The following is a 24,670-nucleotide window of genomic DNA, read 5'->3' on the forward strand; positions in this document are numbered from 1 at the left end:
ATGATGCGGGCGATCACCGGGCTGTTGCGGCTGTCGTGGCGGCAGGACCGGCGCAAGATGGCCGTGGCGCTGGCGTTGATGGTGGGCAACGCGGTGGCGGTGCCGGCGAGCGCGGTGGCGCTCAAACACCTCACGAACGCGGCGGCGGCCGGTCGGGCCGGGGCGGCGGCCTGGGCGGGGCTGGCCGTCGCGGTGGCCGCGATCGCCGCTCTGACCTGCGCGCACTTCGCGCACATCGGGTACTTCGAGGTGTCCGAGCTCAACGTGCTCAGCACCGACGAGCAGCTCATCGCGATCAGCAACGGCACGCCGTACCTGGACCACCACGAGCGGCCCGAGCACGCCGACCGGATGGCGTTGGCCCAGGACGAGCTGCAACGCATCGGCGAGGGCCTCCAGGCGCTGCTGACCGGGGGGTCGCTGGCGGTCGGCCTGCTGCTGACCACCGTGCTGCTCACGCTGACCCATCCGGCGCTGGTGGTGCTGCCGCTGCTGGCCGCGCTGCCGGTGCTGGCCGGTCGCCGGGCGCAGGCCGCCGCCGACCGGGCCCGCGCGGACAGCGTCGTCGACACCCGGCAGGCCCGACACCTGTTCGAGCTGACCACCACCGCGGCCTCGGCCAAGGAGCTGCGCCTGTTGGGCCTGGTGGGGCATCTCCAGCAGCGTTACGCCACGCACTGGCAGCGCGCCACCGCCCGGCTCTGGCGCGGCGAGCTGGCCGCCGGGTTGTGGCGGGCCGCCGGGCAGGCCGTGTTCGCCCTCGGGTACGTCGCCGCCCTGGTCCTGGTCGTCCGCGACGCCGTACGCGGCCGGGCGGACGTCGGCGACGTGGTGTTGGCGATCATGCTCGCCTCGCAGCTCAACCAGCAGGTCGCTGCCGCCGTGACGATCACGCAGCAGTTGGCGCGCAGTGGCCGTTCCCTGCAACGCCTGGACGAGGTGCGTGAGCTGGTGCCGCAGCCGGTCACCCCGCCCGACGCGCCCGCCACGCCGCTGCGCCCGCCCGCGCGCCTGCTGGAGGGCATCCGGCTGCGGCAGGTGACCTTCACCTACCCGGGCGCGGCGGAACCGGTGCTGTGCGACGTCGACCTGCTGCTGCCCGCCGGCAGCACCGTGGCGGTCGTGGGCGAGAACGGCGCGGGCAAGACCACCCTGGTCAAGCTGCTCAACCGGTTCTACGAACCCGACCGGGGCGCGATCCTGGTCGACGGGGTCGACCTGCGGCACCTCGACCTGGCCGCCTGGCGGGCGCGGACCACCGCCGCGTTCCAGGACTACGCGCGGCCGGAGCTGACCGCCCGGCTGGCGGTCGGCATCGGGGACCTGCCCCGGGCCACCGACGACGACGCGGTCCGCACCGGTCTGGCCCGCGCGCACAGCGAGGTCGCCGACAAGCTGCCGTACGGGCTGGACACCCGGCTGGGGCGCAGCCACGCCGACGGCGGGGTGGACGCCTCCGGCGGGCAGTGGCAGCAGTTGGCGCTCGGCCGGGCGATGATGCGCGACGCCCCGCTGCTGATGGTGCTGGACGAGCCGGCGTCGGCGCTGGACGCCGAGGCCGAACACCGGTTGTTCGCCAGGTACGCCGACGGGGCGGCCCGGGTCGCCGCCGACAGCGGTGGGGTGACGGTGTTCGTGTCGCACCGGTTCTCGACGGTCCGCACCGCAGACCTGATCATCGTGATCGGCGACGGCGGGGTACGCGAGGTGGGCACCCACGACGAGTTGATCCGCCTCGGCGGCGTGTACGCCACCCTCTACGGCACCCAGGCCGCAGCCTACCGCTGAGTTCATGGCCGTACCTTCGAGCTGGGCCGCCGCTGTTGCCCGACCGGTACGGTGGCGGTCCGTCGGTGGACGACCAACCCCGCCGGCCGTACGAAGATCGACCGTCGGGCCACCGCGTCACCCTTGTCGTCCAGTTGGTAGACGTCGAGCCAGCACCACCCGTCGTAGGTGATCCAGTCCAGCACCCGGATGACCCGGCACCGGATGGGCTTGACGAACTGCACGCTGGCGGCCCGGCCCACCTGAACCAGGTCACCTGCGCGGAGTGTGGTCATCGCAGGTCCCTTAGCTGCCCGGTCACGACTCACGGCCCGCCCAGGTAGAGGGCGAGGGACACCGGAGGGCGGTCGCAACACCGTTGCGCTAACGCCGTGGGCGGCTGGTCAACCAGGGACAGGAAGTGCCCGATCGGGGAGCGGGGTGGGCCCGCTTGGCGATCATGGAGTTGTGGTGCCGATTTTGGGGGTTTTACGGGCGTTTTGTTACCCACCACAACTCCATGATCGGCGAGGCAGCGCTGGTTGACGAACAGCGGCCAGGGCGATTCACACCCGGCACACGTCCAGGCAGGCAGAACGGGTCCGTGGTTCGTCATCGGTCCACCACAGCAGAAGGAGTTGTACGAGGGCAACCCCTCAGAAGGTTGCCTGTCCCACTATTGCCTTGTGCAAGTCCTTCAGACCATACCGTCAGATCGTGGAGTTGCTTGGGCTGGATGAGATCCGCGACCTGCTCGGCGGGATCAGCAAGCAGCGCGCCACGATCATCGTGGGCCGCAAGGGATTCCCCGATCCCCTCGTCACCTTGAAAATGGGCCGGGTCTGGGATGGCAAGACCGTCCGGGCCTGGATCGCCACGAACCGCCCCAGCCCCGCCGCCGAGGACTGACCCCGCCGGGGTTACCACGCTCTCCGTACGAACCTGGCAAGGCTGGCGAGCCGCAGGCAGTAGCGCCCCCATCAGCACCAACCGAACACACTGCGGTACCTGCGCCACGCCCTGATCCGAGTGCGGGCGGCCTCCAGCGCCGGGCAGAAGCCGCTGTCGGTGCACTTCTCGCACCGTTCGTAGCGGTGGCACTCCAGGCAGCACCACGCCAGCTCCACCAGCAACGGCACCTCGCGCGTCACGGTCGCCTCCCAGGGCTCGGGTCACTGCGGCACCCCGCCCCGCCGAGCCCAGCTCCACCAGGGCGGGGGTCCCGCGTCACCGATTCCACACCGTCAGACACGGGGGTGTCAAATAGGAGAGCCCCTATTGGGGATCCCCGTTCGGGGAGATGAGACCGTGCATACGTTCGGGACATGGACCGAGGGCCGGGCGACCTGATGGGGCCCTATGAGATCGCCCAACGCCTGGGCGTCTCCCGGTCGCGGTTTCAGCAGATCGCGAACCGGCGCACCTTCCCGAGGCCGTACCGGGAGCTGCGTGGCATGAAGGTGTGGTTGACCGAGGACGTCGAAGAGTGGATCAGGGAACACCGCCGCCCCACGCCGCCAGCGGACGAGGACGACCAGAACTGACTCAGACGGGGCCACCACACGCCGACACCGGGCGACCGGGGTCGGGCGGGGTCGGGGAGGATGGCGGGGTGACGGTGGATGCGGTGGTGTTCGACCTGGACGGCGTGATCGTGGACTCGGAGCCGGTCTGGGAGGAGGTGCGCCGGGCGTACGTGGCGGCGCGGGGCGGCACTTGGCAGCCCGACACCCAGCGGCGGCTGATGGGGATGAGCACCGGCGAGTGGGCCGAGTACCTGAGCGGTGAGCTGGGCGTCGACCGCAGCGCCGAGCAGGTCGCCGTCGACGTGGTCGAGGAGATGGCCCGGCGGTACGCGGTGCGCGTACCGCTGATCGACGACGCCGACCTGGTGGTGCGCCGGCTGGCCTCGCGGTGGCCGCTGGGGTTGGCCAGTTCCTCGCCGACCCGGCTGATCGCGGCGGCGCTGACCGCCGCGGACCTCGCCGCCGAGTTCCGGGTGACCCTGTCGACCGAGCGGACCGCCCGGGGCAAGCCCGCGCCCGACGTGTACCTGGCCGTCGCCGAGCGGCTCGGGGTCGACCCGGCCCGGTGCGCCGCCGTGGAGGACTCCTCCAACGGGGTCCGCTCGGCCGCCGCCGCCGGGATGCGGGTGGTCGCGGTGCCGCACGGGTCGTACCCGCTGGACCCGGACGCGGCGGAGCTGGCCGCGACGGTGCTCTCCTCGGTGCACGACCTCACCCCGGAGGTGGTGGACCGGCTCGGCTGAACCGCCTCCGCGACCCGGCCGGGCCGCCTAGCGTCGGACCCATGAGAGCTGTGGTTTACCAGGGGCCGCACGAGGTGACGGTCGACCAGGTCGAGGACCCGCGCATCGAGCACCCCGACGACGTCGTCGTGCAGATCACCACGACCGCGATCTGCGGCTCGGACCTGCACATGTACGAGGGGCGCACGCTCGCCGAGCCGGGCATCGTCTTCGGCCACGAGAACATGGGCACCGTCGTCGAGGCCGGCACGGGGGTACGGCGGATCAAGGTCGGCGACCGGGTGTCGATGCCGTTCAACGTGGCGTGCGGGTTCTGCCGCAACTGCCGGGAGCAGAAGACCGGCTTCTGTCTCACCGTCAACCCCGGCTTCGCCGGTGGCGCGTACGGCTACGTGGCGATGGGGCCGTACCGGGGCGGGCAGGCCGAGTACCTACGGGTGCCGTACGCCGACTTCAACTGCCTGCAACTGCCGCCCGGCACCGAGCACGAGAACGACTACGCGATGCTCGCCGACATCTTCCCCACCGGCTACCACGGGGTGGCGATGACCGGGTTGCGGCCGGGCGAGAACATCACCGTGATGGGTGGTGGGCCGGTCGGGCTGATGGCCGCGTACTCGGCGCTCCTGATGGGCGCCGCCGAGGTGTTCCTGGTGGACCGGGTGCCGGACCGGCTGCGGTTGGCCGGGTCGATCGGGGCGACCCCGATCGACCTCTCGGCCGGGGACCCGGTCGCCCAGATCCTCGACCGGACCGACGGGGTGGGCACCGACCACGGAGTGGACGCGGTCGGCTACCAGGCCACCGGGGAGGGTGGCGCGGAGCAGCCGGCGGCGGTGCTGAACAGCCTGGTCGAGGTGGTCCGGGCCACCGGCGCGATCGGCGTGGTCGGCCTCTATCTGGCCAACGACCCGGGTGCGCCGGACGAGCACTCCGGCAAGGGTGAGCTGCTGTTCAAGGTGGGCAAGCTGTTCGAGAAGGGTCTGCGGATGGGCACCGGGCAGGCCAACGTGAAGACCTACAACGAGTACCTGCGGAACCTGATCACGGCGGGGCGGGCCACGCCGAGCTTCGTGGTGAGCAAGGAGTTGCCGTTGGACGCGGCGCCGGACGCGTACCAGCGTTTCGACCGCCGCGAGGCGGGCTACTCGAAGGTGGTGCTCAAACCGGCGGCCTGAGGAGACGGCATGCAGACGATCGTGTACGAACGCACCGGTGACCCGTCGGTGCTCCGGTTGGTCGACCGGCCGGTGCCCGAGCCGGGCCCGGGGGAGGTGCTGGTCCGGCTGGCGGTGTCCGGGGTGAACCCGACGGACTGGAAGAGCCGGCGGCAGCAGCCGTTGCCGGTCGGCTGGCAGACCCCGGGGCAGGACGGGGCGGGCGTGGTGGAGGCGGTCGGCGCGGGGGTCGACCGGGGTCTGACCGGGGAACGGGTGTGGGTCTGGGAGGCCGCCTGGCAGCGCCCGTGGGGTACGGCCGCCGAGTACACGGTGGTGCCGGTCCGGCAGGTGGTGCCGCTGGGGGACGCCTCCTTCGAGCTGGGCGCCTGCCTGGGCATCCCGTTCCTCACCGCGCACCGCTGCCTGACCGTCGGGGAGTACATGCCGGACGCCCTGCACGCCGGGGCGCTCAGCGACCATGTGGTGCTGGTGCAGGGTGGGGCGGGCGCGGTGGGCAACGCGGCGATCCAGTTGGCCCGCTGGGGAGACGCCTGTGTGATCGCGACGGTGAGCAGCCCGGAGAAGGCGCAACTGGCGGCGGCGGCCGGGGCGTCCTTCGTGGTCGACTACCGGGAGCAGGACGTGGTCGAGGAGGTCCGCAAGATCTCGCCCGACGGGGTGCACACCGTCGTGGAGGTCTCCGCGGCCCGCAACGCGGCCACCGACGTGCAGTTGCTGCGTCCCGGTGGGGCGGTCTGCGTCTACGCCGACGACGGGGGCGGCGAGGTGACCCTGCCGATCCGGCCGTTGATGGCCCCGAACGCCCGTTGGCAGTTCGTGCTGGTCTACACCGCGCCGAAGGCGGCCAAGGCGCAGGCGGTGACCGACGTGGCGGCGGCGGTCGCCCAGGGGGCGGTACGGGTGGGCGGCGAGGCCGGCCTGCCGCTGCACCGTTTCCCGTTGGCACAGGCCGCCGACGCGCACCGGGCGGTGGAGGACGCGGTGGTGGGGAAGGTGCTGATCGACACCGCCGGGCAGTAGTTCCGAGGACATTTCGCAATCGCCCGGACAGACGCGAGCAATTCTCGCAACAATGACATGGCGGGTCACCCGCGAGGAAGGGCGGCCCCGGCGCGGTGCGAACGCCGGGGCCGCCCCGTGGGGAGGGATGTTTCAGGAGTGACGTCCCTACCCCTATCGGCGACGGAGCGCCGAAAAGTGTTACGGCCCCGCCAGCTCCCGTACCTCCAGGTCGCCGTCGGCGTACCGCGAACGCACCACCTTCTTGTCGAACTTGCCCACGCTGGTCTTGGGCACCGCGTCGATGACCGCCCAGCGCTCCGGCAGCTGCCAGTGTGCCACCGAACCGGCGAGGAACGCACGGAGCTGCTCCACACTGGTCGACGCGCCCTCCCGCACCACCACGGTGGCCAGTGGACGCTCACCCCACCGCTGGTCGGGCACCCCCACCACGCAGGCCTCCTGCACGTCCGGGTGGGCCATCAACGCGTTCTCCAGCTCCACCGAGGAGATCCACTCCCCACCGGATTTGATCACGTCCTTGGCCCGGTCGGTGAGGGTGATGAACCCGTCCGGCGAGAGCGTGCCCACGTCACCGGTACGCAGCCAGCCGTCGCGGAACTTCTCCGGGGCGGGGGCGTCGTCGCCGACGTACCGGGCGGTCACCCACGGGCCACGTACCTCCAACTCCCCCACGGACGCCCCGTCGGCGGGCAGCGGCTCGCCCAGCGGGCCGACGATCCGGGCGGCCACCCCGGCCGGCACCCGCCCCTGCGTGTAGCGGTACCGCCAGGCGTCGTCGCCGGTCGCCCCGGCCGGAGCGCGGGACACCGACCCCAGCGGGGACATCTCGGTCATCCCCCAGGCGTGGATCACCTCGATGCCGTGCCGCTCGGCGAACGCGTGCATCAACGCGGGCGGGCAGGCCGAACCGCCGACGATCACCTCCTTGAGCGACGAGGTGTCCACCTCGTGGGCGTCCAGGTGGGCCAGCAGGTCGTTCCAGATGGTCGGCACCGCACCGGCCAGGGTGGGCCGCTCGGCGGCGATCATCTCGGCGATCGGCGCGGCCTGGAGGAACCGGTCCGGCATGATCAGCGACGCGCCGGAGAGGAACGCCGCGTACGGCAGCCCCCAGGACATCGCGTGGAACATCGGCACGATGGCCAGCTCCCGGTCACCCGGCCCGAGCCCGAAGCCCTCCGGCAGGCACACCTGCAACGAGTGCAGGTAGATCGACCGGTGCGAGTAGGCGACGCCCTTGGGGTGGCCGGTGGTGCCGGAGGTGTAGCAGAGCGCGGCGGCGTCCCGCTCGTCGACCTCGGGCCAGTCGTAGTGCTCGGGCCGGCCGGCCAGCAGGTCGTCCCAGTGGTGGAAGGTGACCCGGTCACCGGCGACCGCCCGCAGCGGCCCGGGGTCGCCCCCGCCGACCACCACCACGTGCCGCACCGTGGTCAGCTCGCCGAGCACCCGGGCCAGCAGCGGGATCAACGTCGAGTCGACCAGCACCACCCGGTCCTGCGCGTGGTTGGCGATGTAGGCGACCTGGTCGGGAAAGAGCCGGATGTTCAGGGTGTGCAGCACCGCGCCCATGCTCGGCACCGCGAAGTACGCCACCAGGTGCTCGGTGTTGTTCCACATGAAGGTGGCGACCCGCTCGTCGCCGGTCACCCCGCACTCGTCGCGCAGCGCGTGGGCCAGCCGGGCCGCCACCCGCCCCACCTCGGCGTACGACAACCGGCGCGGCTCGGCCCCGGTCCAGGTGACCACCTCGGCCGTGCCGTGCACGGTGACACCGTGTTCGAGGATCCGGGCGACCTGGAGCGGGGCGTCCATCATCGTGCTACGCATGGGTGACAAGCTAGTGTCGCCGGTCACACGTTGGGAACCCCCGGAACGCCGGACCATCCTCGGACCGGTGCGTAGATTGTCCGGGTGAGTATCTCCTGGGCCGACTCGTACGTGGGACAGCTACGCGCCCTGGCCGGTGACCGGACGCTGATGTTCGTCGGCGCCCGGGCCGTGGTGCGCGACGACGACGGGCGGGTGCTGCTGATCCGCCGCTCGGACAACGGCCAGTGGGCACTCCCGGCGGGCGCGATGGAACTCGGCGAGTCGATCGCCGACTGCGCGGTGCGCGAGGTACGCGAGGAAACCGGGCTGCGCGCCCTGCGGGTCAGCGCCTTCGCCCTCTACACCGGCCCCGACCGCACCCACACCAACATGTACGGCCACACCTACCAGATCTTCACCACCGCGTTCCGGGTCGACGAGTGGGACGGCGAGCTGGCCCGGGTCACCGACGAGACGACCGACGCAGCGTTCCTGCACCCGCACGAGTTCCCCGCCCCGCTCTCCCTCTCGGTCCCGGAAACCCTCGCCGACCTCGACGTCTTCACCCAGACCAACCGCCTCATCCTCAAGTAGCCCCGACCCCCGCCGGTTTCTCCGCTGAGGCCCCATCTCGCCTCGCCCCGACGATGCCCGTTTCGCCCAGTCGATGCCCATTCTCGCCCCGGTGATCAAGAGGTTCACGTCAGCCTCCGCGCGATTTCTGACGCAAACTTCTTGATCACCGGGGCGGGGCGGGACCGGGCGGGGCGCGGCGGGACCCGGGCGGGGCGGGCCACGCGGGGCGGGGCCGGGTGGGGCGCGGGTCAGAGCATGGTTTGGGATTTGGCGTTGAGGTCGGCGGCGGCTTCCTCCTTGGACTCCCTGGTCAGGGGCTTGCCGCCGGGGGCGGGGGCCGGGCCGCCGAGCGGGTCGGTGCCGCCGGTCGCGCCCTGCGGGCCGGCACCCCGGAGCTGGTCGTTCGGCAGGGCCAGGGTGACCAGCACGGCGAGCAGCGCGATCAGGCCGGTGGTCAGGAACACCAGGTGCAGCGACTCGACGAAGGACGCCTGGATGGCCGCCCGGACCGGACCGGGCAGGGCCAGGATCGTCGCCGGGTCGTTGATCGAGATGTTCGTGCCGCCGCCCGCCACCGCCGCCCGCTGGTCGGGCGGGAGCTGGGCGATCGCACCGGGAAGCCGGTCGGCGAGCCCGCCGGCGAGCCGGGTGGAGAGCACCGCACCCAGGATGGCCACCCCGAACGAGCCGCCCAGCGACCGGAAGAACGTCGCCGAGGAGGTCGCCGCGCCCAGGTTCCGCACGTCCACCGCGTTCTGCACGCCGAGGATGAGCGACTGCATGCACAGGCCCAGCCCGACGCCGATGACCACCATGTAGCCGAACGCCGCCCAGAGCGAGCTGTCCACCTGGAGCCGGGTGAACAGCAGCATGCCGGCGACCAGCACCACCGAACCGGCCACCGGGAACCACTTGTACCGGCCGATCCGGCTCATCGCCCGGCCGGTCACGATCGAGGTGACGATGATGCCGGCCATCATCGGCAGCATCAGCAGACCGCTGCGGGTGGGTGAGGCGCCCTTGACGATCTGGAGGTAGAGCGGGATGAAGATGATCGACCCGAACATCACCAGACCGAGCACGAAACCGGCCGAGTTGGCCAGCGCGAACGTCGCCGAGCGGAACAGCCCCAGCGGCAGGATCGGCTCGCCGACCCGGGCCTCCTGGAGCACGAACGCCACCCCGAGCACCGCGCCCGCCACGAACAGCCCGATGATCGTCGCCGAACCCCAGGCGTACGAGTTGCCGCCCCAGCTCAGCGCCAGCAGCAGCGCGCTCACCCCGGCGACCAGCAGCGCCGCGCCCAGCCAGTCGACGGTGTGCTCCCGCCGCTCGAACGGGATCAACCGCAGCACGTGGTAGCAGACCACGATCGCCAGCAGCGCCAGCGGCACGTTCAAATAGAAGATCCACCGCCAGTTGGTCTCGGCGAAGTAGCCGCCGACCAGCGGCCCGGCCACCGAGGAGACGCCGAAGACCGCCCCGAACAGCCCCTGGTAGCGACCACGCTCCCGGGGCGACACCACGTCCGAGATGATGGTGAACGCCAACGTCATCAGGCCACCCGCGCCGATGCCCTGCACGCCCCGGGTGACGATCAGCTGGGTCATGTCCCGCGACAGCCCGGCCAGGAGCGAGCCGAGCAGGAACGTGCCGATCGAGAAGAGGAAGACCGGGCGGCGGCCGTACAGGTCGGCCATCTTGCCGTAGAGCGGGGTGGAGGCGGTCGAGGCGAGCAGGTAGGCGGTCACCACCCACGAGTAGTGGTCGATCCCGCCCAGCTCGCCGACGATGGTGGGCAACGCCGTACCGACGATGGTCTGGTCCAGCGCGGCCAGCAGCATGCCGGTCATCAGGCCGAACATCAACAGGCGGAGCTGGCGGGCCTGGAGCACCGGCTGGCCGTGGGTCTGGGCGGTCATCCCGCCTTCTTTCCCGCTCCCCCGCGAACATGCCTGCCCACCGGGGAAACCTGCCCGCGGACCCGCCCGGCACCGACGGGCACGCGGGCCACCAGGGACCCATATGCCCGTCGGGGTACGGCTCAGTCGCCGTCGGCGAACCGGTCGACGATCGCCGCGCAGAACGCCGGCAGGTCGTCGGGCTTGCGGCTGCTGACCAGGTTGCCGTCGGTCACCACCCGCTCGTCGACCCAGCTCGCGCCGGCGTTGGTCAGGTCGGTACGCAGGCTCGGCCAGCTGGTGATCCGGCGGCCCGCCACCACACCCGCCTCGACCAGGGTCCACGGGCCGTGGCAGATCACCCCGACCGGCTTGCCGGCGGTGAAGAACGCCTTCACGAACCGGACCGCGTCCGGGTCGGTACGCAGGAAGTCCGGGTTGGCCACCCCACCGGGCAGCACCAGCGCGTCGTAGCCGTCGGCGTCCGCGTCGGCCGCCGTCACCGCCACGTCGTACGTCCTGCCCTGGTCCAGGTGGTTGAAGGCCTGGATGGTGCCGGGCTTGAGCGACACCAGCTCGGCGGTCGCGCCCGCCTTCTCGACCGCCTCACGCGGCTGCACGTACTCGACCTCCTCCACGCCGTCGGTGGCGAGGAACGCGATCCGCTTGCCCTGCAATGTCGTGGCTGCCATGTCGGTTTTCCCCTCTCCGGATACCTCTGGTCGGTTCCCGGGGCACAGGCCCCGAAACACCGACCCCGGCCACGGGTAGACGGCGGCGGGTTTGGCCAGGTCAGGCCGGGGGACCCCGGTGGGCATGGCAGGAGCAGCAGCGGAACAGCGCCGGCTCGCCACCGTCGTGGAGAGCTGGCGGGAACGCGCCGTCCTCGTCGTCGGCGACGCCATGCTCGACGAGTGGCGCTTCGCCGAGTCGGAGCGGCTGTGCCGGGAGGCCCCCGCGCCGATCCTCACCCTGCGCCGACGGATCACCGCCGCCGGTGGGGCCGCGAACACGGCGGTCAACATCGCCACCCTCGGCGGGCGGGCCCTGCTCGTCGCCCCGGTCGGCGCGGACGTGGCCGGCGACGAGCTGCACGACTGCCTGGACCGGGCCGGCGTCTGGGACCGTACGGTCAGCGAACCGCACCGGCCGACGCCGGTGAAACGCCGGATGCTCGCCGGCAACCAGATCCTGCTCCGCGAGGACTCCGGCGACCCGGACGACCCGCTCGACGACGACGGGGTCGGCCGGCTGCTCACCGCCCTGAGCTGCGCCACCGAGGAGCTGCGGGCGGTGGCCGGCGGGGTCGCGCCCACGCTGGTGGTCTGCGACTACGGCCTCGGCGCGCTGCCCGCCCCGGTACGCGCCTGGCTGGTCGCCCACCGCTACCGGTACGCCACCGTCGCCCTGGACGCCCACGACCTCGCCGACTGGCGGGGGCTGAACCCGACGGTGGTCACCCCCAGTTTCGCCGAGGCGACCCGGCTGCTGGCCCGCGCCGCCGCCGGCTTCGGCGCGCCGCCCGCCCCGACCCGTACCGGCGGCACCGGCCTGCACCTGGACCACCCGCCGAACGACCCGGCGGACGGGCCGTCGGAGCTGGTCGTGGGCACCGCCCCGGGCGGGGTCGGCCGGGCGCCGACCGGCCCGACCGGGGAACCGACCCCGGGTGAGGGGCGGGTCGCGATGACCGGGGACGGGTTGAGCGTGACCGGGGCCGGGGTGACCGTCAACGCCACCGTCGGCGAGGGGGTCGACCGGGCCGGGCTGGCCCAGGCGCGGCTGGCCGAGCTGCGGGCGCACACCGGCGCGGACGTGGTCGCGGTGACCCTGGACACCGAGGGCGCCATCGTCGGCGGCCCGGACGGCGCGCCCCGGCGCAGCCACAGCACCCCCGTCCCGGCCAGTCACGCCGTGGGCGCGGGCGACGCGTACCTGGCGGCGATGACCCTCGCGCTGGCCGCCGGGGCGCCGCTGCCCACCGCCGCCCAGCTGGCCCAGCTCGCCGCCACCATCACCGTCTCCGACACCGGCACCTGCGTGTGCCGCCGGGAGGACCTGCTCGACGCGCTCGGCGGCGCAGCCGGCGGCGGCACCCATCCGACGCTCGTCGGCACCGGCGAGCTGGACGCGATCGTCGCCGACCACCGGCGGGCCGGCCGGTCCGTGGTGTTCACCAACGGCTGCTTCGACGTGCTGCACCCGGGTCACGTGCGCTACCTGGAGCAGGCCCGCGCGCTCGGCGACCTGCTGGTGGTGGCGGTCAACTCCGACTCCAGCGTCCGCCGGCTCAAGGGCCCCGACCGGCCGGTCAACCCCGTGGAGGACCGGACCGCCCTGCTCGCCGCGCTGTCCTGCGTGGACCACGTGGTGGTCTTCGAGGAGGACTCGCCGGCCGACCTGATCGAGGCCGTCCGCCCCGACGTGTATGTCAAGGGCGGCGACTACCCGCCGGAGATGGTCCCGGAGGCGCCCCTGGTGCGCCGGCTCGGCGGTCAGGTGCGCACCCTCGGCTACGTGCCGGACCGGTCCACCTCGGCGATCATCGACCGGATCCGCGCCCAGGCCGCCATCGGCCCGGCCACCGCCGTCGACGCGCCGGCCGATCCGGTACGACCCGACGCCGGTCCGCCGACGGCACCCGACCCGGACCCCACCCCGGCCGCCCCGACCCCCGAACACCTGGGCAGGACCACGTGAACCGACCGCTCGACCTCGGCTCGGCCGGGGAGTTCCGCCGACCCCGTCGGCTCGACGTGCTGATCCCCACCCGCAACCGGCCGGCCGAACTGGCGGTCACCCTGGCCGGGCTGGCCGCCCAGGTCGAGGTCCCCGACTTCGGGGTGGTCGTCAGCGACCAGTCCGACCACGACCCGGCGTACGCGCACCCGGCGGCGGCCACCATGGTCCGGGCGTTGCGCCACCGGGGGCACCCGGTGCTGCTCACCCGCCGGCTGCCCCGGCGTGGGCTGGCCGAACACCGGGCGTACCTGCTGGACCGGTCGGTGGCCCGGTACGTGCTCTGCCTCGACGACGACGTCTGGCTCGAACCGGGCACCCTGGACCGGCTGGTCACCGCGATCGGGGAGCTGGGCTGCGGGTTCGTCGGCAACGCCGTGCACGGCCTGTCGTACGCCGACGACGTCCGCCCCGAGACGCACGGGCACTACGAGGAGTGGGACGGTCCGGTGGTGCCGGAACGGGTCCGCCCCGACACCCCGCAGTGGCAGCGGGCCGCCATCCACCCGGCCGCGAACCTGCTGCACGTCCAGCAGAAGCTGGGCCTGCCGGCGGGGGCGTGGCGGGCGTACAAGGTCTCCTGGATCGGCGGTTGCGTGCTCTACGACCGGGCGGCGCTTGTCGACGCGGGCGGCTTCGAGTTCTGGCGGCGGGTGCCGGAGAACCACCAGGGCGAGGACGTCGCCGCCCAGCTCGCGGTGCTGGCCCGGTACGGCGGCGCGGGCGTGCTGCCCAGCGGCGCGTACCACCTGGAGTCACCGACCACGGTCACCGACCGTGACGTCGAGGCGTGGCAGGTCGTCTCCGCCGACACCCCTCAGCCGGCCTGATCCGTGCCCGGCGGTGCCGCAGACGACGGCCATCCGCACGGCCGGCTCCGGCCGCCGGCCGCGCCAGGGTCGCCCCGGCCGGGGCCGTCGACCGGGGGCACTGCCCGGCCGGGCCGTCAGCCGGCGGCGCTGCCCGGTTCGGGGCGGAGCAGGTCGGCGGCGGCTTCGAGCACCTCGGCCACCGGCACGTCGGCGACGAACGAATCCCGGTGCGGGCAGTTGCCGTCGCCGGGCCGGTGCGGATAGATCCCGGGCGTGCAGTCGACCCCGCAGACCGGGCAGCGCGTCGTCCAGGCGGCGATCGGGCGGTGCCGGGCGCGCAACGGCGTCGCCCCGTTGATCATGTTGCCGACCCAGTAGACGCCCACCGTCGGGGCCCCCACCGCGCCGGCCAGGTGCAACGGGCCGGTGTCGTTGGAGACCACCAGAGCGCAGCCGGCGTACGCGGCGGCCAACCCGCCGAGGCTGAGCGTGCCGACCTGGGGACGGACCGGCACCCCGGCCGCCGCGACCACCTCGTCCACCACCGCCCGCTCGGTGGGGGTGCCGGTGACCAGCACCTCGTACCCGTCGTCGTGCAGCGCCCGGGCCACCTCGGCGAACCGTCGCGCCGGCCAGCGCCGCCGGGTGTCGGTCGCCCCGGGGTGCAGCGCCACCCGGGGCCGGTCCGGTTCGCCCAGCACCGCCCGCGCCTGTGCCCGGTCCGCGTCGGTCACCGCGAGCTTCGGTACGACGGTGACCGCGTCCGCCCCGACCAGGCCCACCACCTCCAGGTAGCGGGTCACCTCGGGCTGGTAGTAGACGTAGCGGAGCCAGCGGTCCAGCGGTGGGGCGTCCTCGGCGCGCAACCCGGCGGTGACCCGGGCACCCAGCCGGCTCATGATCGGGTTGGAGTTGGCCCCGCCGCCGTGCACCTGCAACGCCAGGTCGTAGCCCTCCCGGGCGGCGGCGGCCAGGAAGTCGTCGAGCGACCCGGGCCGCTCGTCGGGGCCGGGCTCGCGGATGCCGGGGGCCGGCGGGACGACCAGCACCCGGTCGACCGGGCCGGGCCGGTCCCGCCAGAACGCCGCGTGCCACGGCGCGCCGAGCAGCACGATCTCTGCCGCCGGGTACGCCGCCCGCAGCGAGTCCAGGGCGGGCAGCAGGAAGACGAGGTCGCCGAGCGCGTTGGCCCGCAGCACGGCGATCCGGGCCACGTCGGGCACCCGCTCCCCCAGCGGGCCACCCAGGGCGGGGCTGTCCACCGGGGTCCCTACGGCCGGTCGAGCGGGTCGGCGGCGGTGCCCGGACGGTGCAGTTCCCGGTCCGCCGCCGGGTCCACGCCGGTGGGCGTACCGCTGCGGGTGGGGCCGGGCGGGTAGCCGGTACGGCCGACGGTGATGGTGCGCGGCGCGGGCCGGGCCGCCCGGGGAAGGTGCACCCGGAGCAGGCCGTGGTCCATCACCGCGTCGATGGCGTCGGGGTCGACCCGGGACGGCAGGTCCACCCGGTACTCGAAACCCCGGGTCTCGAACCCGCCGGGAATGCCCTGGTCGGCGTTGACCTCGGCTTCGGACCGGGCCCGGACGCAGAGTTCCCGGTCGTCCAGCTCGACGGCGACCTCCTCCGGCGCCACCCCGGGCAGCCGGACGACCACCTGCCAGCCGTCGGCGACCTCGGTCAGCTCGACGTCGGGCGACGCGCCCCGGCCGCCGACCAGCCGGCTCAGCTCGGCACGCAGCGCCTGGAGTTCACCCATCGGGTCCCAGCCCTGCTGGCGGTCGCGCCGGCCCCGGCCCGGCTGCTCGCTCACCGCACCTCTCCCATCGGCCGGCGGGCGGCGGTGGGCCGCAGCGAGCTGGGGGCGTCCAGGCCGGCGTCCGAGTCGACCCCGACCCCCAGCCGGTCGACCAGTTCCCCGCCGAGCCAGGCGCTGACCCCGAGAATGGCCAGGCCGACCACCTCGATGGCGATCAGCGCGCCGCCGGCCGCCCGGGAGTCGGCGTTCAACCGGACCGCCCAGACGGCCGCGAAGAGCAGGATCACCGCGACGTTCGCCGCCGCGTGGGTGAGCGCCACCCGCTTGGCCCGGGTGCCGGCCGGGATGGCCAGCAGGTCGAACGCGCCGGCCCCCGCGGCCAGCAGGCCACCGACCAGGCCGACGGTGATGTTCCAGTACGCCACCTCGGCGAGGAAGTCGGGCCCGCCGACCGTGTCCACGATGTCGAAGAGGGTGCCGGTGACCAGCAACGCCACCGGGAACATCACCAGCATCGGGTGCACCGGGTGCCCGAGCACCTTCAGTCGGCTCTCCATGGCGGCCCTCCACTGCGTCGTCGGGGGCGGGACGAGCCGGTACCCGCCGTCGTCGGGGGCAGACCCGCTCGCCACGCCCGCCTAGGCTGACGTACGGCGGCCGGTGTGCCACCGCCCGCCACCGGGACCAACGGACGGGGGAGGCGGACGTGACGGCGGAGATCACCTCGCACGAGGAGCTACGCGCGCTGCTGGGGGCACCGATGCCCCGGGCGGCGGCCAAGGAACGCACCGTGCTGCACGAGCGGGACCGGCAGTGGCTGGCCGCCTCGCCGTTCTGCCTGGTCGCCACGGCCGGCGCGGACGGTAGCTGCGACGTCTCGCCCAAGGGTGACCCGGCCGGCTTCGCGCTGGTGCTCGACGACCGGACGATCGCCGTTCCGGAGCGGCCGGGCAACCGGCGCGCCGACGGCTACCGCAACATCCTCGACAACCCGCACGTCGGGCTGATCTTCCTGATCCCGGGCCGGACGGACACCCTGCGGATCAACGGCCGGGCGAAGCTGGTGCGCGACGCGCCCTACTTCGACGACATGCTGGTCCAGGGGCACCGGCCGGTGCTCGCCGTCGAGGTGGCCGTCGAGCAGATCTTCTACCACTGCGGGAAGGCGTTCATGCGGTCCGCGCTGTGGCAGCCGGAAACCTGGCAGCCGGACGCGCTGCCGTCGCGGGCCCGGCTGGCCAAGGAGGTGGAGACGCTGACCGAGAGCCTGGCCGACCTGGAGCACTACTACGGCCCGACGTACGCGGAGAAGCTCTACCGGGGGTGACGGCCCCCGGCCCGGCGGCGGTTCAGCGTTGCCAGGGCGGCGGGACCCGGACCGAGGCCATGCCCGCCGCCGTCGCCGCCGCGACCCCCAGGTCGGTGTCCTCGAACACCAGGCACCGCTCCGGCGGTACGTCGAGCAGCCGGGCCGCCAGCAGGTAGCACTCCGGGTCCGGCTTGGCCCGTGCGTAGTCCTCCGCGCAGACCAGCACGTCGAACCGGTCGAACAGGTCGAGCGCGGTCAGCGAGGCGGTCACCGATTCCCGGGTGCTGCCGGAGACCACGGCGAACGGCACCTGCCGGTGTGCCCGTTCGATGTGTGCCAGCACCCCCGGCACGGCGGTGAGCTGCGGCAGGAAGCTCTGGTAGGCGTCCTCCCGGCACCGGGCCACGACGTCGACCGGCATGGCCAGCCCGTGCCGCGCGTTGAGGTCGACGACGATGTCGGCCACCGGCCGGCCGCCCCAGGCGTAGAAGAGGTCCTCCGGCAGGTCGCAGCCCCACTCGTCGAGCGCCGCCCGCCAGGCCAGGTGGTGCACCGGCATGGAGTCGACGATGGTGCCGTCGCAGTCGAACAGGTAGGCCCGGAAGTCGCCGGGCGGCAGGGGCAGCACGGGCCCAGGATAGCCACGGCGGGACCGTGCCCCTTCGCCCGTGCCGGCTCCCGCCGGACGGCGTGGTGGCCGGTCAGCGGTCCGGGTCGGTGCGGGTCAGGTCGCGCAGCGCGTCCTGCGGGGCGGCGCGGCGTAGGTAGTCGCGGCGCATCCGGCGGCGGTCACGCCGGCACCGGCCGCACGCCCAGGGCAACGGCCACCACCGGCCACAGAAGGCACATCTCATCGAGGGGTCCCATCCTCGTATGCGTACGGTAGCCGACTGCTGACCTTAGCCGTACCGGACAACGGGCATCGACCGGTGCCGTCGCGGTGGCGGGAGGGGGCCGGCGGCGCGTCCCGACCCGGCGCTCAGCGGCCGAGGAGGTCGTCGATCTCGTCGTCGAACAGCAGCGCCGGGTCGAACCCCATGCCGGCGAAGTGGCCGGCGAGTTCGAGCGACAGGACGCCGTGCACCCGGGTCCAGAAGGCCAGCGCCTGCCGCAGCGTCGCGGCAGGCACGGTCGGGTCCCCGACCCAGCCCCGATGGTCGTCGAGGTGGGCCTCGATCCGTCGCCCCGAGGGCGGGACGTCGCGCCTGCGGTAGGCGTCGACGACCGTCGCCATGATCTCGGCCGAGATCGCGGTGGTGTCGTCGGGGGCGTGGTAGCCGGGTACGGGCGTGCCCCAGATCAGCAGGTAGCGCTGGGGATCGTCCAGGGCCCAGGCCCGTACGGCACGAGCCAGCCCGGCGACGTCCGCCCCGGCGTCGGCGGCCGTGCGGAGGGCGTCGGCGAGGCTGCGGTACGCGTCGCGGATCAGTGCGGTGATCAGCTCGTCCCGACTGGCGAAGTACCGGTAGAGCGCCGGGCCGCTCATTCCCAGGTGCTCGGCGATCGCCTTGAGCGACAGCGCCGACACCCCGGTCGTGGCGAGCTGCTCCCAGGCCCGCTGCTTGATCTCCGCCCGCACCTGGGCCCGGTACCGCTCGCGCGGACCGGTCACGTCGTTAGCCATGGACCGCCCTTCCGTCATCACGCTCACGCCAGTTACAGGGTATCACTATCGCTATTGACCGAATCTCATCTTAGTTATAGCCTCTAATGACGGCGACAGACAGTCGCATACATGAGAGAGGTGGAGACAGATGGCATCGACCGCGAACCAGCCGGTGATCACCTGCGACGGGCAGGGCGTCGACCCGACGGCCCGGATCCGGTACCGCGCCGAGACGCTGATCGACGCGTCGCTGCACACCGTCTGGCACCTCCAGACCGACGTCGGGAACTGGCCCTCCTGGCAGGCGCCGGTCACCACCGTCACCCGCCTCGACGACGGCGAACTGCGCGCAGGGTCGGCGTTCCGCTGGACCACCCCCGTCCCGGAGACCCCGATGACCCCGGCCACGACGCTGACCATCACCTCGACCGTCGCGCACCTGACGCCCTACCGGTGCCTCCGCTGGGCCGGCCCGGGAGTCGGCGACGGCCTGCACATCGACAACGGCGTCCACGTCTGGACCTTCACCGAGGTCACCGGCGGGGTGCTGGTGCGCACCGAGGAGACCTGGACCGGCGCCCAGGTGGAGGCGGACGTGGCGACCTCCACCACCTACCTCGGCTACGGACTGGAGGCGTGGCTGGCCGACCTCAAGGCCACCGCCGAGCACGCCGACCAGGCCGCCCGCCCCTGAACCCGGGGCGGCCACCCGACCCCGCTGCCGGCCCCCCGTACCGGAAGGAACCCGCCATGTCCCCCGCACCGACGACGCTCACGCCCGCGGGCGTGCTGCCCCGCTCACGACCCCTCGTCATCAGCGCCTGGACGGCCGCCGTCCTCGTCGCCGTCCAGTTCGCCATGGTGGCCGTCGTCCCGGTGGCGATCACACTGGTCGCCGTGCTGCGCAACGACGCCCTCCGCCCGCTGCGGTGGTGGGCCGGCGCGCTCGGCGCGGCATACGCGGCGGGACTGGTGCTCTGGGCGATCGGCCCGGACCGCGCCCCCAGCCTGTCGAAGAACCTCCACCCGGCGCACGAGGTCGTCATCGTCGTCCTCGGCATCGCCCTCGCGGTCGCCTACCACGCGCTACGCGGACGCCGCAGCACCCGGTGACCGGGCGGGGTCTCGCCCGCAGCGACGGGGGCAGGCCGCCCGGATGGCCCCGTTCCGGGTCGAAACAGGAAAGCCCAGGTCACTTGACCTGGGCTTTCTCATCGAGCCGCCTGACGGAATCGAACCGTCGACCTACGCATTACGAGTGCGTCGCTCTAGCCGACTGAGCTAAGGCGGCAACGATCATCAAGTGTACGGTACGACCCCCGTCGGGACCGAGGGGGTTCCCCGTCGGAGGACCCGGACATCAAGGGACATCGGTGTCGGGCGGGACGGCTAGGCTGCCCGGGTGAGCGACGACCCCGCCACCCCCGAGCGCCCCGCCACCCCCGACGGCCCCGAAACGGACCCGGACGCCGAGCACGCCCCCGGTGAGCGGGCCGCCCGCAGGCCACGCGGCACCGATCCGGTGGAGCTGGGCTTCACGCCCCGCAAACCGGTCCCCTGGCTGGCGCCGTTCCTGCTGATCAGCACCGGCATCCGTACCCTGCTGGCGATGCTGTTCGGGGCGTACCTGGACAAGCGGGAGCTACAGAACGCGCTCGACGCCAGGATCGGCGCGCAGGTCGGCCCCGACGGTGGGCTCTGGCTGGACTACGTGGCCGACCTGGGCGACGGCTTCGACGCCACGTACTCGGTGGCGTACCTGCTGGCCCAGCCGGAGCTGACCGTGGACGGGCACCGGCTGCCCCGGGCGCAGACCCTGGTGATGGGCGGCGACCAGGTCTACCCGTCGGCGGCCTACGAGGCGTACGAGGACCGGTGCAAGGGGCCGTACCAGGCGGCGCTGCCGGTGCCCCCGCCGCAGCGGCCGATGCTGTTCGCCGTGCCCGGCAACCATGACTGGTACGACGGGCTGACCGCGTTCCTGCGGCTGTTCGTCCGCTCACGGGACCGCAACTTCGGCGGCTGGGGCACCGGCCAGTCCCGGTCGTACTTCGCGGTGGAACTGCCGGCCGGGTGGTGGCTGCTCGGCCTAGACGACCAGTCGGGGTCCTACCTGGACGATCCGCAGCTGTCGTACTTCGACGAGGTGGCCCGCCGGCTCGGCCCGGAGTCCCGGGTGATCCTGGCGGTGCCGGCGCCGACCTGGGTGAAGTCCGTCGACCATCCCACCGCGTACGACTCGATCGACTACTTCGTCCGGACGATCATCGCGCCCACCGGCGCGCACGTCCGGCTGCTGGTCTCGGGCGACCTGCACCACTACGCCCGGTACGCCGGCCCGGAACGCCAGCTCATCACCTGCGGCGGGGGCGGGGCGTACCTGTATCCGACGCACACCCTGCCCGAGCGGATCGAGGTGCCACCGAAGGACACCCTGTCCCGGCGGGCCAGCCGCACCCGCGCGTACGACCTGGTGGCCCGGTTCCCGGACGCGGCCCGCTCCCGCCGCTACGGCTGGGGGATCTTCCACCGGCTGCCCCGGCGCAACCCGGGTTTCGGGACCCTGCTCGGCACCCTGCACACGCTGCTGATGCTCGCCATGGCCGGGGTAGCGGCGAACCGGACCGGCACCGAGCAGCGGCTGTTCAGCGTCCCGCTGGTGATCATGTTGGGGGTTACGCTGCTCAGCGCGGCCTTCTTCGCCAAGCCGCCCAGCGCCGGCGGGAAACGGCACGCCCGGCACTGGCTGCTCGGCATCGGTCACGGTCTGGCGCACGTGGCGCTGGCGGTCGCCGGCACGTGGGCCTGGCTGCACCTGCCGTTCTACCACTGGCCGTGGCCGCTGCCGGCGGTCGCCGCCGCCGTGGTCTACGGCCCGGTGATCGGGCTGGTCGCCACCCAACTGGTGGCGGGATACCTGCTGGTGGCGGGGGCCTTCGGGGTCAACGTCAACGAACTCTTCGCCGGGCAGGGCATCGAGGACTCGAAGTCGTTCCTGCGGATGCGGATCGACCCGGACGGCACGCTGACCGTCTATCCGATCGCCGTCGACCGGGTCTGCCACGACTGGCAGCTCAACCCCGACCAGTCCGCCACCGCCTCCTGGCTGACCCCCCGCGCCCCGCTGACCCCCCGCCTCGCCGAACCCCCGGTGACCCTCACCTGACCCGGGTCACCACAGACCGCGCCGACGCCCGCCGCCGCACCGCCTGCCCGCCCGCCCTTCGACGTTGATCAAGAGGTTTGCGTCATCGGGCGCGCCCACACTGACGCGAACCTCTTGATCAACCCCGGCCGCCAGCGGGGGGCGGCGGCGCGGGCGGGGAGGTCAGGGAATGGATCATGGACTTCAGGGCGTGGAACGCGGCTGCGCGTTCGGCCCCGGTCATGCCGGAGAGCATTCTGACCTCGACGGAACGGACCGCCGCGCTCGCCCGTTCCAGGCTGCGTCGACCGCTCGGCGTGAGTCGCGTGGGCAGCGCCTTGCCGACGGGTGCCGCCGCGGGCCTGGTCACATAGCCCTCCCGTTCCAGATTCTGGAGCAGCACGTTCATCGTCTGCCGGGTGACGAACGCGCCCCGCGCGAGTTCGGAGTTCGACAGGCCCGGTCGCTGCGCCAGCAGTTCGAGGCAGGAGTAGTGCGTGACGCCCATCCCGAGCGGCCGCAGCACCTCCTCCATGGCCGCCCGCAGCGCGCTCGACGCCTCTTTCAGCAGGTAGCCCAGGGACGTCTCCAGGTCGACGCCCGCATCAGCTTGACTCATGTCAGCATTCTGACATAGCTTGGGCATGTCAGGATGCTGACATGACTCGAAGGAGCATCGCATGCCCGTCACCGGCCCCGACTTCATCTCGCTCCAGGCGCGCGACCTCGCCGCCTCGCAGGCGTTCTACGAGCGCCATCTCGGCCTCGTCCGCTCGCCGGCCGGCCCGCCGCACGCCGTCGTCTTCGAGACGAAGCCGATCGCGTTCGCCCTGCGCGACGTCGTCCCCGGCACCGATCTCACCTCCGTCACCCAGCCCGGCATCGGTGCCGCGATCTGGCTCCACGCCACGGACGTGCAGGCCATCCACGACGCGCTCGTCGCCGACGGGCACACCATCGTCGCCGCACCGGTCGACGGGCCCTTCGGCCGGACGTTCACCTTCGCCGACCCCGACGGCTACCAGGTCACCCTGCACGACCGGGCCTGAGGCACCGGCCCCGACGGCCCGTGCGCGACACCCGCAGACCGTCGATCAGCGCGCGGCACCTTCGGGGCCGGCCAGGTCACGGCTCTCGTAGGCGCTCCGGGAGCCACAGACGTCCGCCCGGGAGCACATGGAGCGCGAGCCGTCGGCGTCCAGGCGGACGGTCACCGCGTCCCTCGGGACGCTGTGGCCGACCACCCGGCCGTCCCCCTCGGGCGTACTGACGCGGCTGCCGACCGCCGGGGCGGACTCGGCGAACTTGGCGTACAACGGGTGCTCGTACTTCAGGCAGCACATCAGCCGGCCGCAGGCGCCCGAGATCCGCAGCGGATTCAACGGGAGATCCTGGTCCTTGGCCATCCGGATGGTCACCGGCTCGAAGTCGTTGAGGAAGGTGGCGCAGCACAGGTCCCGGCCGCACGAACCGATGCCGCCCTGCACCCGGGCCGAATCCCGGGCGGAGAGCTGCCGAAGCTCCACCCGGCAGTGCAGGGTCGCGCCCAGGTCCCGGACCAGCGAACGGAAGTCCACCCGGTGCGGGGCGGTGAAGTAGACGGTCGTCCGGTCCCCGGTGCCCTCGGCGGCGGCCAGAACGTGATCCACCGCGACCACCTTCATCGGCAGGCCGTGCTCCCGGATCAGCCGCTTCGCCGCCACCTTCGCCTCGGCCTTACGCCGCCGCAGCAGCTCGTCGCGGCGCAGGTCGTCGTCGCCGGCCAGCCCGGCCAGCTTCGGGAAACCGTCGGTCTCCTCGGAAACCCACTGCGCCGCCCAGACGCACTCCGCCACCTCGGGGCCGTCGTCGGTGGGGACGAGCACCCGGTCACCGACCTGCGGGCTGAACTCCCCCGGGTCGAGGTAGTAGAGCCGCCCGTACCGGTTGAAGCTGACCGCGCAGAGCATGCCCATGCGTTCAGCCTACGACGGATCGACGGAACCGGTCCGGGTGCGGCGGGCGGGGCCCCCAGGTCGGCCGGCCCATCAGCCGATCCGCACCGGGCCGCCGTGGTACGACGACCCGCCGGTCGACCGCCAGGTCGACTCGGCGAGGCTGGGCGACCACTGGCGCAGCAGCGTCTCCGCCCCGTCGTAGGCCACCCCGAGCACCGAGAGCACCCGGGTGGCGATCTCGGCCGCCGCAGCCGCCCCGGCTGGCCCGGCACCCGCCCCGACAGTCGCCCGGACCCGGACCGCCTCGGTGGAGCCGAGCACCTCGGCCAGCACCCGGGCCACCGCCAACCGGCTGCCCTCCACCCAGTCGGCCAGCGCGTCGGCGTAACCGGCGGTGGACTCCAGCCGGCCCACCAGGCTCTCCGGCCCCTCGTCCAGGTGGCGCAGCAGGGCGGTGCGGGCCTCGTCGTAGGACGCCCCGGCCGGACCCGACCAGATCCCCGGATCGGTGAGGGCGGCGCACGCGTCGTCGTACCCCCGCACGAGACGGCGCACGGCGTGCCCGGCGGTCGCCAGCGGCGCGGGATGCAGGTCGAGGAAGGCGCGCAGGGCCTCCCCCGGCAGCAGTTGCATCCGGCGCAGCAGCGGCCAGACCGGGTGCGCCTCCGGGGCTCCGGCGGCGAGCAGCGTGTCGACCCGGGCGAGCAGGTCCAGGCCGGGCTCGGCGAGCCGGTCCAGCGGGTCCATCACGCCTCCCCGGCCAGCCTGCGGCGGGCGGCCTCGTCGGTGGACGTGTAGCGGTCGGCGGCGCTGCGGACGGCCGACGCGGCGGCGGCCAGC

The 24,670-nt window shown here is 73.2% G+C and carries 28 protein-coding genes and 1 tRNA gene; 14 read left to right on the forward strand and 15 right to left on the reverse strand.

Features of this window, described 5'->3' with window-relative positions; all coding sequences use genetic code 11:
* Window positions 1–1,788 (forward strand): ABC transporter ATP-binding protein, encoded by a 1,788-nt coding sequence (locus tag H1A17_RS11680; RefSeq protein WP_194821859.1) that lies wholly within the window; start codon window positions 1–3, stop codon window positions 1,786–1,788.
* Between the two features lie 2 nt (window positions 1,789–1,790).
* Here the strand turns inward: H1A17_RS11680 and H1A17_RS11685 are convergent, their stop codons facing one another.
* Window positions 1,791–2,063, reverse strand: a complete 273-nt coding sequence (locus H1A17_RS11685) for a hypothetical protein (RefSeq protein ID WP_194821860.1) — start codon at window positions 2,061–2,063, stop codon at window positions 1,791–1,793.
* 421 nt (window positions 2,064–2,484) lie between these two features.
* Here H1A17_RS11685 and H1A17_RS11690 point away from each other — a divergent pair, with 421 nt between their 5' ends.
* Window positions 2,485–2,676, forward strand: coding sequence for a hypothetical protein (locus H1A17_RS11690; RefSeq protein ID WP_145917591.1), 192 nt, complete (start codon window positions 2,485–2,487; stop codon window positions 2,674–2,676).
* A gap of 71 nt (window positions 2,677–2,747) precedes the next feature.
* Here H1A17_RS11690 and H1A17_RS11695 read toward each other — a convergent pair whose 3' ends face one another.
* Window positions 2,748–2,918 carry a hypothetical protein gene (locus H1A17_RS11695; protein WP_194821861.1) on the reverse strand — a complete coding sequence of 57 codons (171 nt, stop codon included), beginning with the start codon at window positions 2,916–2,918 and terminating at the stop codon, window positions 2,748–2,750.
* Between the two features lie 174 nt (window positions 2,919–3,092).
* Between H1A17_RS11695 and H1A17_RS11700 the strand changes: the two genes are divergently transcribed.
* The 4 genes from H1A17_RS11700 to H1A17_RS11715 all read left to right on the forward strand — a co-directional run bounded on the left by H1A17_RS11700 (window position 3,093) and on the right by H1A17_RS11715 (window position 6,237).
* Window positions 3,093–3,311, forward strand: a complete 219-nt coding sequence (locus tag H1A17_RS11700) for an AlpA family transcriptional regulator (protein WP_228543353.1) — start codon at window positions 3,093–3,095, stop codon at window positions 3,309–3,311.
* A 68-nt stretch (window positions 3,312–3,379) separates the two neighbouring features.
* Window positions 3,380–4,036 (forward strand): HAD family phosphatase, encoded by a 657-nt coding sequence (locus H1A17_RS11705; protein ID WP_194821862.1) that lies wholly within the window; start codon window positions 3,380–3,382, stop codon window positions 4,034–4,036.
* A 41-nt stretch (window positions 4,037–4,077) separates the two neighbouring features.
* Entirely contained in the window at window positions 4,078–5,214 is a 1,137-nt protein-coding gene (locus tag H1A17_RS11710; RefSeq protein WP_145917588.1) for a glutathione-independent formaldehyde dehydrogenase, read from the forward strand.
* 9 nt (window positions 5,215–5,223) lie between these two features.
* Entirely contained in the window at window positions 5,224–6,237 is a 1,014-nt protein-coding gene (locus tag H1A17_RS11715; protein WP_194821863.1) for an NADPH:quinone reductase, read from the forward strand.
* Between the two features lie 180 nt (window positions 6,238–6,417).
* Here the strand turns inward: H1A17_RS11715 and H1A17_RS11720 are convergent, their stop codons facing one another.
* A complete protein-coding gene (locus tag H1A17_RS11720) occupies window positions 6,418–8,052 on the reverse strand; it encodes a fatty acid--CoA ligase (RefSeq protein WP_194821875.1) in 1,635 nt (544 codons plus the stop codon).
* Between the two features lie 99 nt (window positions 8,053–8,151).
* Here H1A17_RS11720 and H1A17_RS11725 point away from each other — a divergent pair, with 99 nt between their 5' ends.
* Window positions 8,152–8,643, forward strand: a complete 492-nt coding sequence (locus tag H1A17_RS11725) for an NUDIX domain-containing protein (RefSeq protein ID WP_145917586.1) — start codon at window positions 8,152–8,154, stop codon at window positions 8,641–8,643.
* 230 nt (window positions 8,644–8,873) lie between these two features.
* Here the strand turns inward: H1A17_RS11725 and H1A17_RS11730 are convergent, their stop codons facing one another.
* A complete protein-coding gene (locus H1A17_RS11730) occupies window positions 8,874–10,547 on the reverse strand; it encodes an MDR family MFS transporter (protein WP_194821864.1) in 1,674 nt (557 codons plus the stop codon).
* 122 nt (window positions 10,548–10,669) lie between these two features.
* Window positions 10,670–11,218 (reverse strand): type 1 glutamine amidotransferase domain-containing protein, encoded by a 549-nt coding sequence (locus H1A17_RS11735; RefSeq protein WP_145917584.1) that lies wholly within the window; start codon window positions 11,216–11,218, stop codon window positions 10,670–10,672.
* A 124-nt stretch (window positions 11,219–11,342) separates the two neighbouring features.
* On the opposite strand from H1A17_RS11735, the gene rfaE2 reads away from it, so the two are divergent.
* On the forward strand, window positions 11,343–13,226 hold the full coding sequence (gene rfaE2 / locus H1A17_RS11740) for a D-glycero-beta-D-manno-heptose 1-phosphate adenylyltransferase (protein WP_194821865.1): 1,884 nt from the start codon (window positions 11,343–11,345) through the stop codon (window positions 13,224–13,226).
* On the forward strand, window positions 13,223–14,095 hold the full coding sequence (locus H1A17_RS11745; protein WP_194821866.1) for a glycosyltransferase family 2 protein: 873 nt from the start codon (window positions 13,223–13,225) through the stop codon (window positions 14,093–14,095). The genes rfaE2 and H1A17_RS11745 overlap by 4 nt, the downstream gene beginning before the upstream one ends.
* A 116-nt stretch (window positions 14,096–14,211) precedes the next feature.
* Here the strand turns inward: H1A17_RS11745 and H1A17_RS11750 are convergent, their stop codons facing one another.
* From H1A17_RS11750 to H1A17_RS11760, 3 genes are read right to left on the reverse strand one after another with little or no spacing between them, the layout of a single operon-like run.
* The gene (locus H1A17_RS11750; RefSeq protein WP_194821867.1) at window positions 14,212–15,339 is read right to left on the reverse strand and encodes a glycosyltransferase family 9 protein; all 1,128 of its coding nucleotides are present in this window, start codon (window positions 15,337–15,339) and stop codon (window positions 14,212–14,214) included.
* 8 nt (window positions 15,340–15,347) lie between these two features.
* Window positions 15,348–15,833, reverse strand: a complete 486-nt coding sequence (locus H1A17_RS11755) for an Hsp20/alpha crystallin family protein (protein ID WP_194821876.1) — start codon at window positions 15,831–15,833, stop codon at window positions 15,348–15,350.
* A 50-nt stretch (window positions 15,834–15,883) separates the two neighbouring features.
* Window positions 15,884–16,390, reverse strand: coding sequence for a DUF2231 domain-containing protein (locus H1A17_RS11760; RefSeq protein WP_194821868.1), 507 nt, complete (start codon window positions 16,388–16,390; stop codon window positions 15,884–15,886).
* A gap of 149 nt (window positions 16,391–16,539) precedes the next feature.
* Between H1A17_RS11760 and H1A17_RS11765 the strand changes: the two genes are divergently transcribed.
* Window positions 16,540–17,160: a pyridoxamine 5'-phosphate oxidase family protein gene (locus tag H1A17_RS11765; protein ID WP_145917580.1), complete on the forward strand. Its 621-nt coding sequence runs from the start codon at window positions 16,540–16,542 to the stop codon at window positions 17,158–17,160.
* A gap of 22 nt (window positions 17,161–17,182) precedes the next feature.
* Here the strand turns inward: H1A17_RS11765 and H1A17_RS11770 are convergent, their stop codons facing one another.
* The 3 genes from H1A17_RS11770 to H1A17_RS11780 form a co-directional block, all read right to left on the reverse strand.
* The gene (locus H1A17_RS11770; RefSeq protein ID WP_309236758.1) at window positions 17,183–17,770 is read right to left on the reverse strand and encodes an HAD family phosphatase; all 588 of its coding nucleotides are present in this window, start codon (window positions 17,768–17,770) and stop codon (window positions 17,183–17,185) included.
* A gap of 73 nt (window positions 17,771–17,843) precedes the next feature.
* Window positions 17,844–17,996, reverse strand: a complete 153-nt coding sequence (locus H1A17_RS11775; protein WP_168222372.1) for a hypothetical protein — start codon at window positions 17,994–17,996, stop codon at window positions 17,844–17,846.
* A 125-nt stretch (window positions 17,997–18,121) separates the two neighbouring features.
* Window positions 18,122–18,766: a TetR/AcrR family transcriptional regulator gene (locus tag H1A17_RS11780; protein ID WP_194821869.1), complete on the reverse strand. Its 645-nt coding sequence runs from the start codon at window positions 18,764–18,766 to the stop codon at window positions 18,122–18,124.
* A gap of 130 nt (window positions 18,767–18,896) precedes the next feature.
* On the opposite strand from H1A17_RS11780, the gene H1A17_RS11785 reads away from it, so the two are divergent.
* Complete coding sequence (locus H1A17_RS11785) at window positions 18,897–19,442, forward strand: SRPBCC family protein (RefSeq protein ID WP_145917578.1); 546 nt, start codon at window positions 18,897–18,899, stop codon at window positions 19,440–19,442.
* Window positions 19,443–19,498: 56 nt separating this feature from the next.
* On the forward strand, window positions 19,499–19,861 hold the full coding sequence (locus H1A17_RS11790; RefSeq protein ID WP_194821870.1) for a hypothetical protein: 363 nt from the start codon (window positions 19,499–19,501) through the stop codon (window positions 19,859–19,861).
* A 104-nt stretch (window positions 19,862–19,965) separates the two neighbouring features.
* Here H1A17_RS11790 and H1A17_RS11795 read toward each other — a convergent pair.
* A tRNA-Thr gene (locus tag H1A17_RS11795) sits at window positions 19,966–20,039 on the reverse strand.
* 111 nt (window positions 20,040–20,150) lie between these two features.
* On the opposite strand from H1A17_RS11795, the gene H1A17_RS11800 reads away from it, so the two are divergent.
* On the forward strand, window positions 20,151–21,914 hold the full coding sequence (locus tag H1A17_RS11800) for a metallophosphoesterase (RefSeq protein ID WP_309236759.1): 1,764 nt from the start codon (window positions 20,151–20,153) through the stop codon (window positions 21,912–21,914).
* Between the two features lie 118 nt (window positions 21,915–22,032).
* Here the strand turns inward: H1A17_RS11800 and H1A17_RS11805 are convergent, their stop codons facing one another.
* Window positions 22,033–22,512: a MarR family winged helix-turn-helix transcriptional regulator gene (locus tag H1A17_RS11805; RefSeq protein WP_145917510.1), complete on the reverse strand. Its 480-nt coding sequence runs from the start codon at window positions 22,510–22,512 to the stop codon at window positions 22,033–22,035.
* A gap of 61 nt (window positions 22,513–22,573) precedes the next feature.
* Here H1A17_RS11805 and H1A17_RS11810 point away from each other — a divergent pair, with 61 nt between their 5' ends.
* Window positions 22,574–22,942 carry a VOC family protein gene (locus tag H1A17_RS11810; protein WP_194821871.1) on the forward strand — a complete coding sequence of 123 codons (369 nt, stop codon included), beginning with the start codon at window positions 22,574–22,576 and terminating at the stop codon, window positions 22,940–22,942.
* 45 nt (window positions 22,943–22,987) lie between these two features.
* Here H1A17_RS11810 and H1A17_RS11815 read toward each other — a convergent pair whose 3' ends face one another.
* Window positions 22,988–23,848 carry a regulatory iron-sulfur-containing complex subunit RicT gene (locus H1A17_RS11815; RefSeq protein ID WP_145917508.1) on the reverse strand — a complete coding sequence of 287 codons (861 nt, stop codon included), beginning with the start codon at window positions 23,846–23,848 and terminating at the stop codon, window positions 22,988–22,990.
* A gap of 72 nt (window positions 23,849–23,920) precedes the next feature.
* Window positions 23,921–24,577 carry a hypothetical protein gene (locus tag H1A17_RS11820; RefSeq protein ID WP_145917507.1) on the reverse strand — a complete coding sequence of 219 codons (657 nt, stop codon included), beginning with the start codon at window positions 24,575–24,577 and terminating at the stop codon, window positions 23,921–23,923.
* Window positions 24,578–24,670 lie beyond the last annotated feature (93 nt).

Origin of the sequence: Micromonospora sp. S-DT3-3-22 (assembly GCF_015354745.1) — a bacterium.
Taxonomy (GTDB): domain Bacteria; phylum Actinomycetota; class Actinomycetes; order Mycobacteriales; family Micromonosporaceae; genus Micromonospora; species Micromonospora wenchangensis.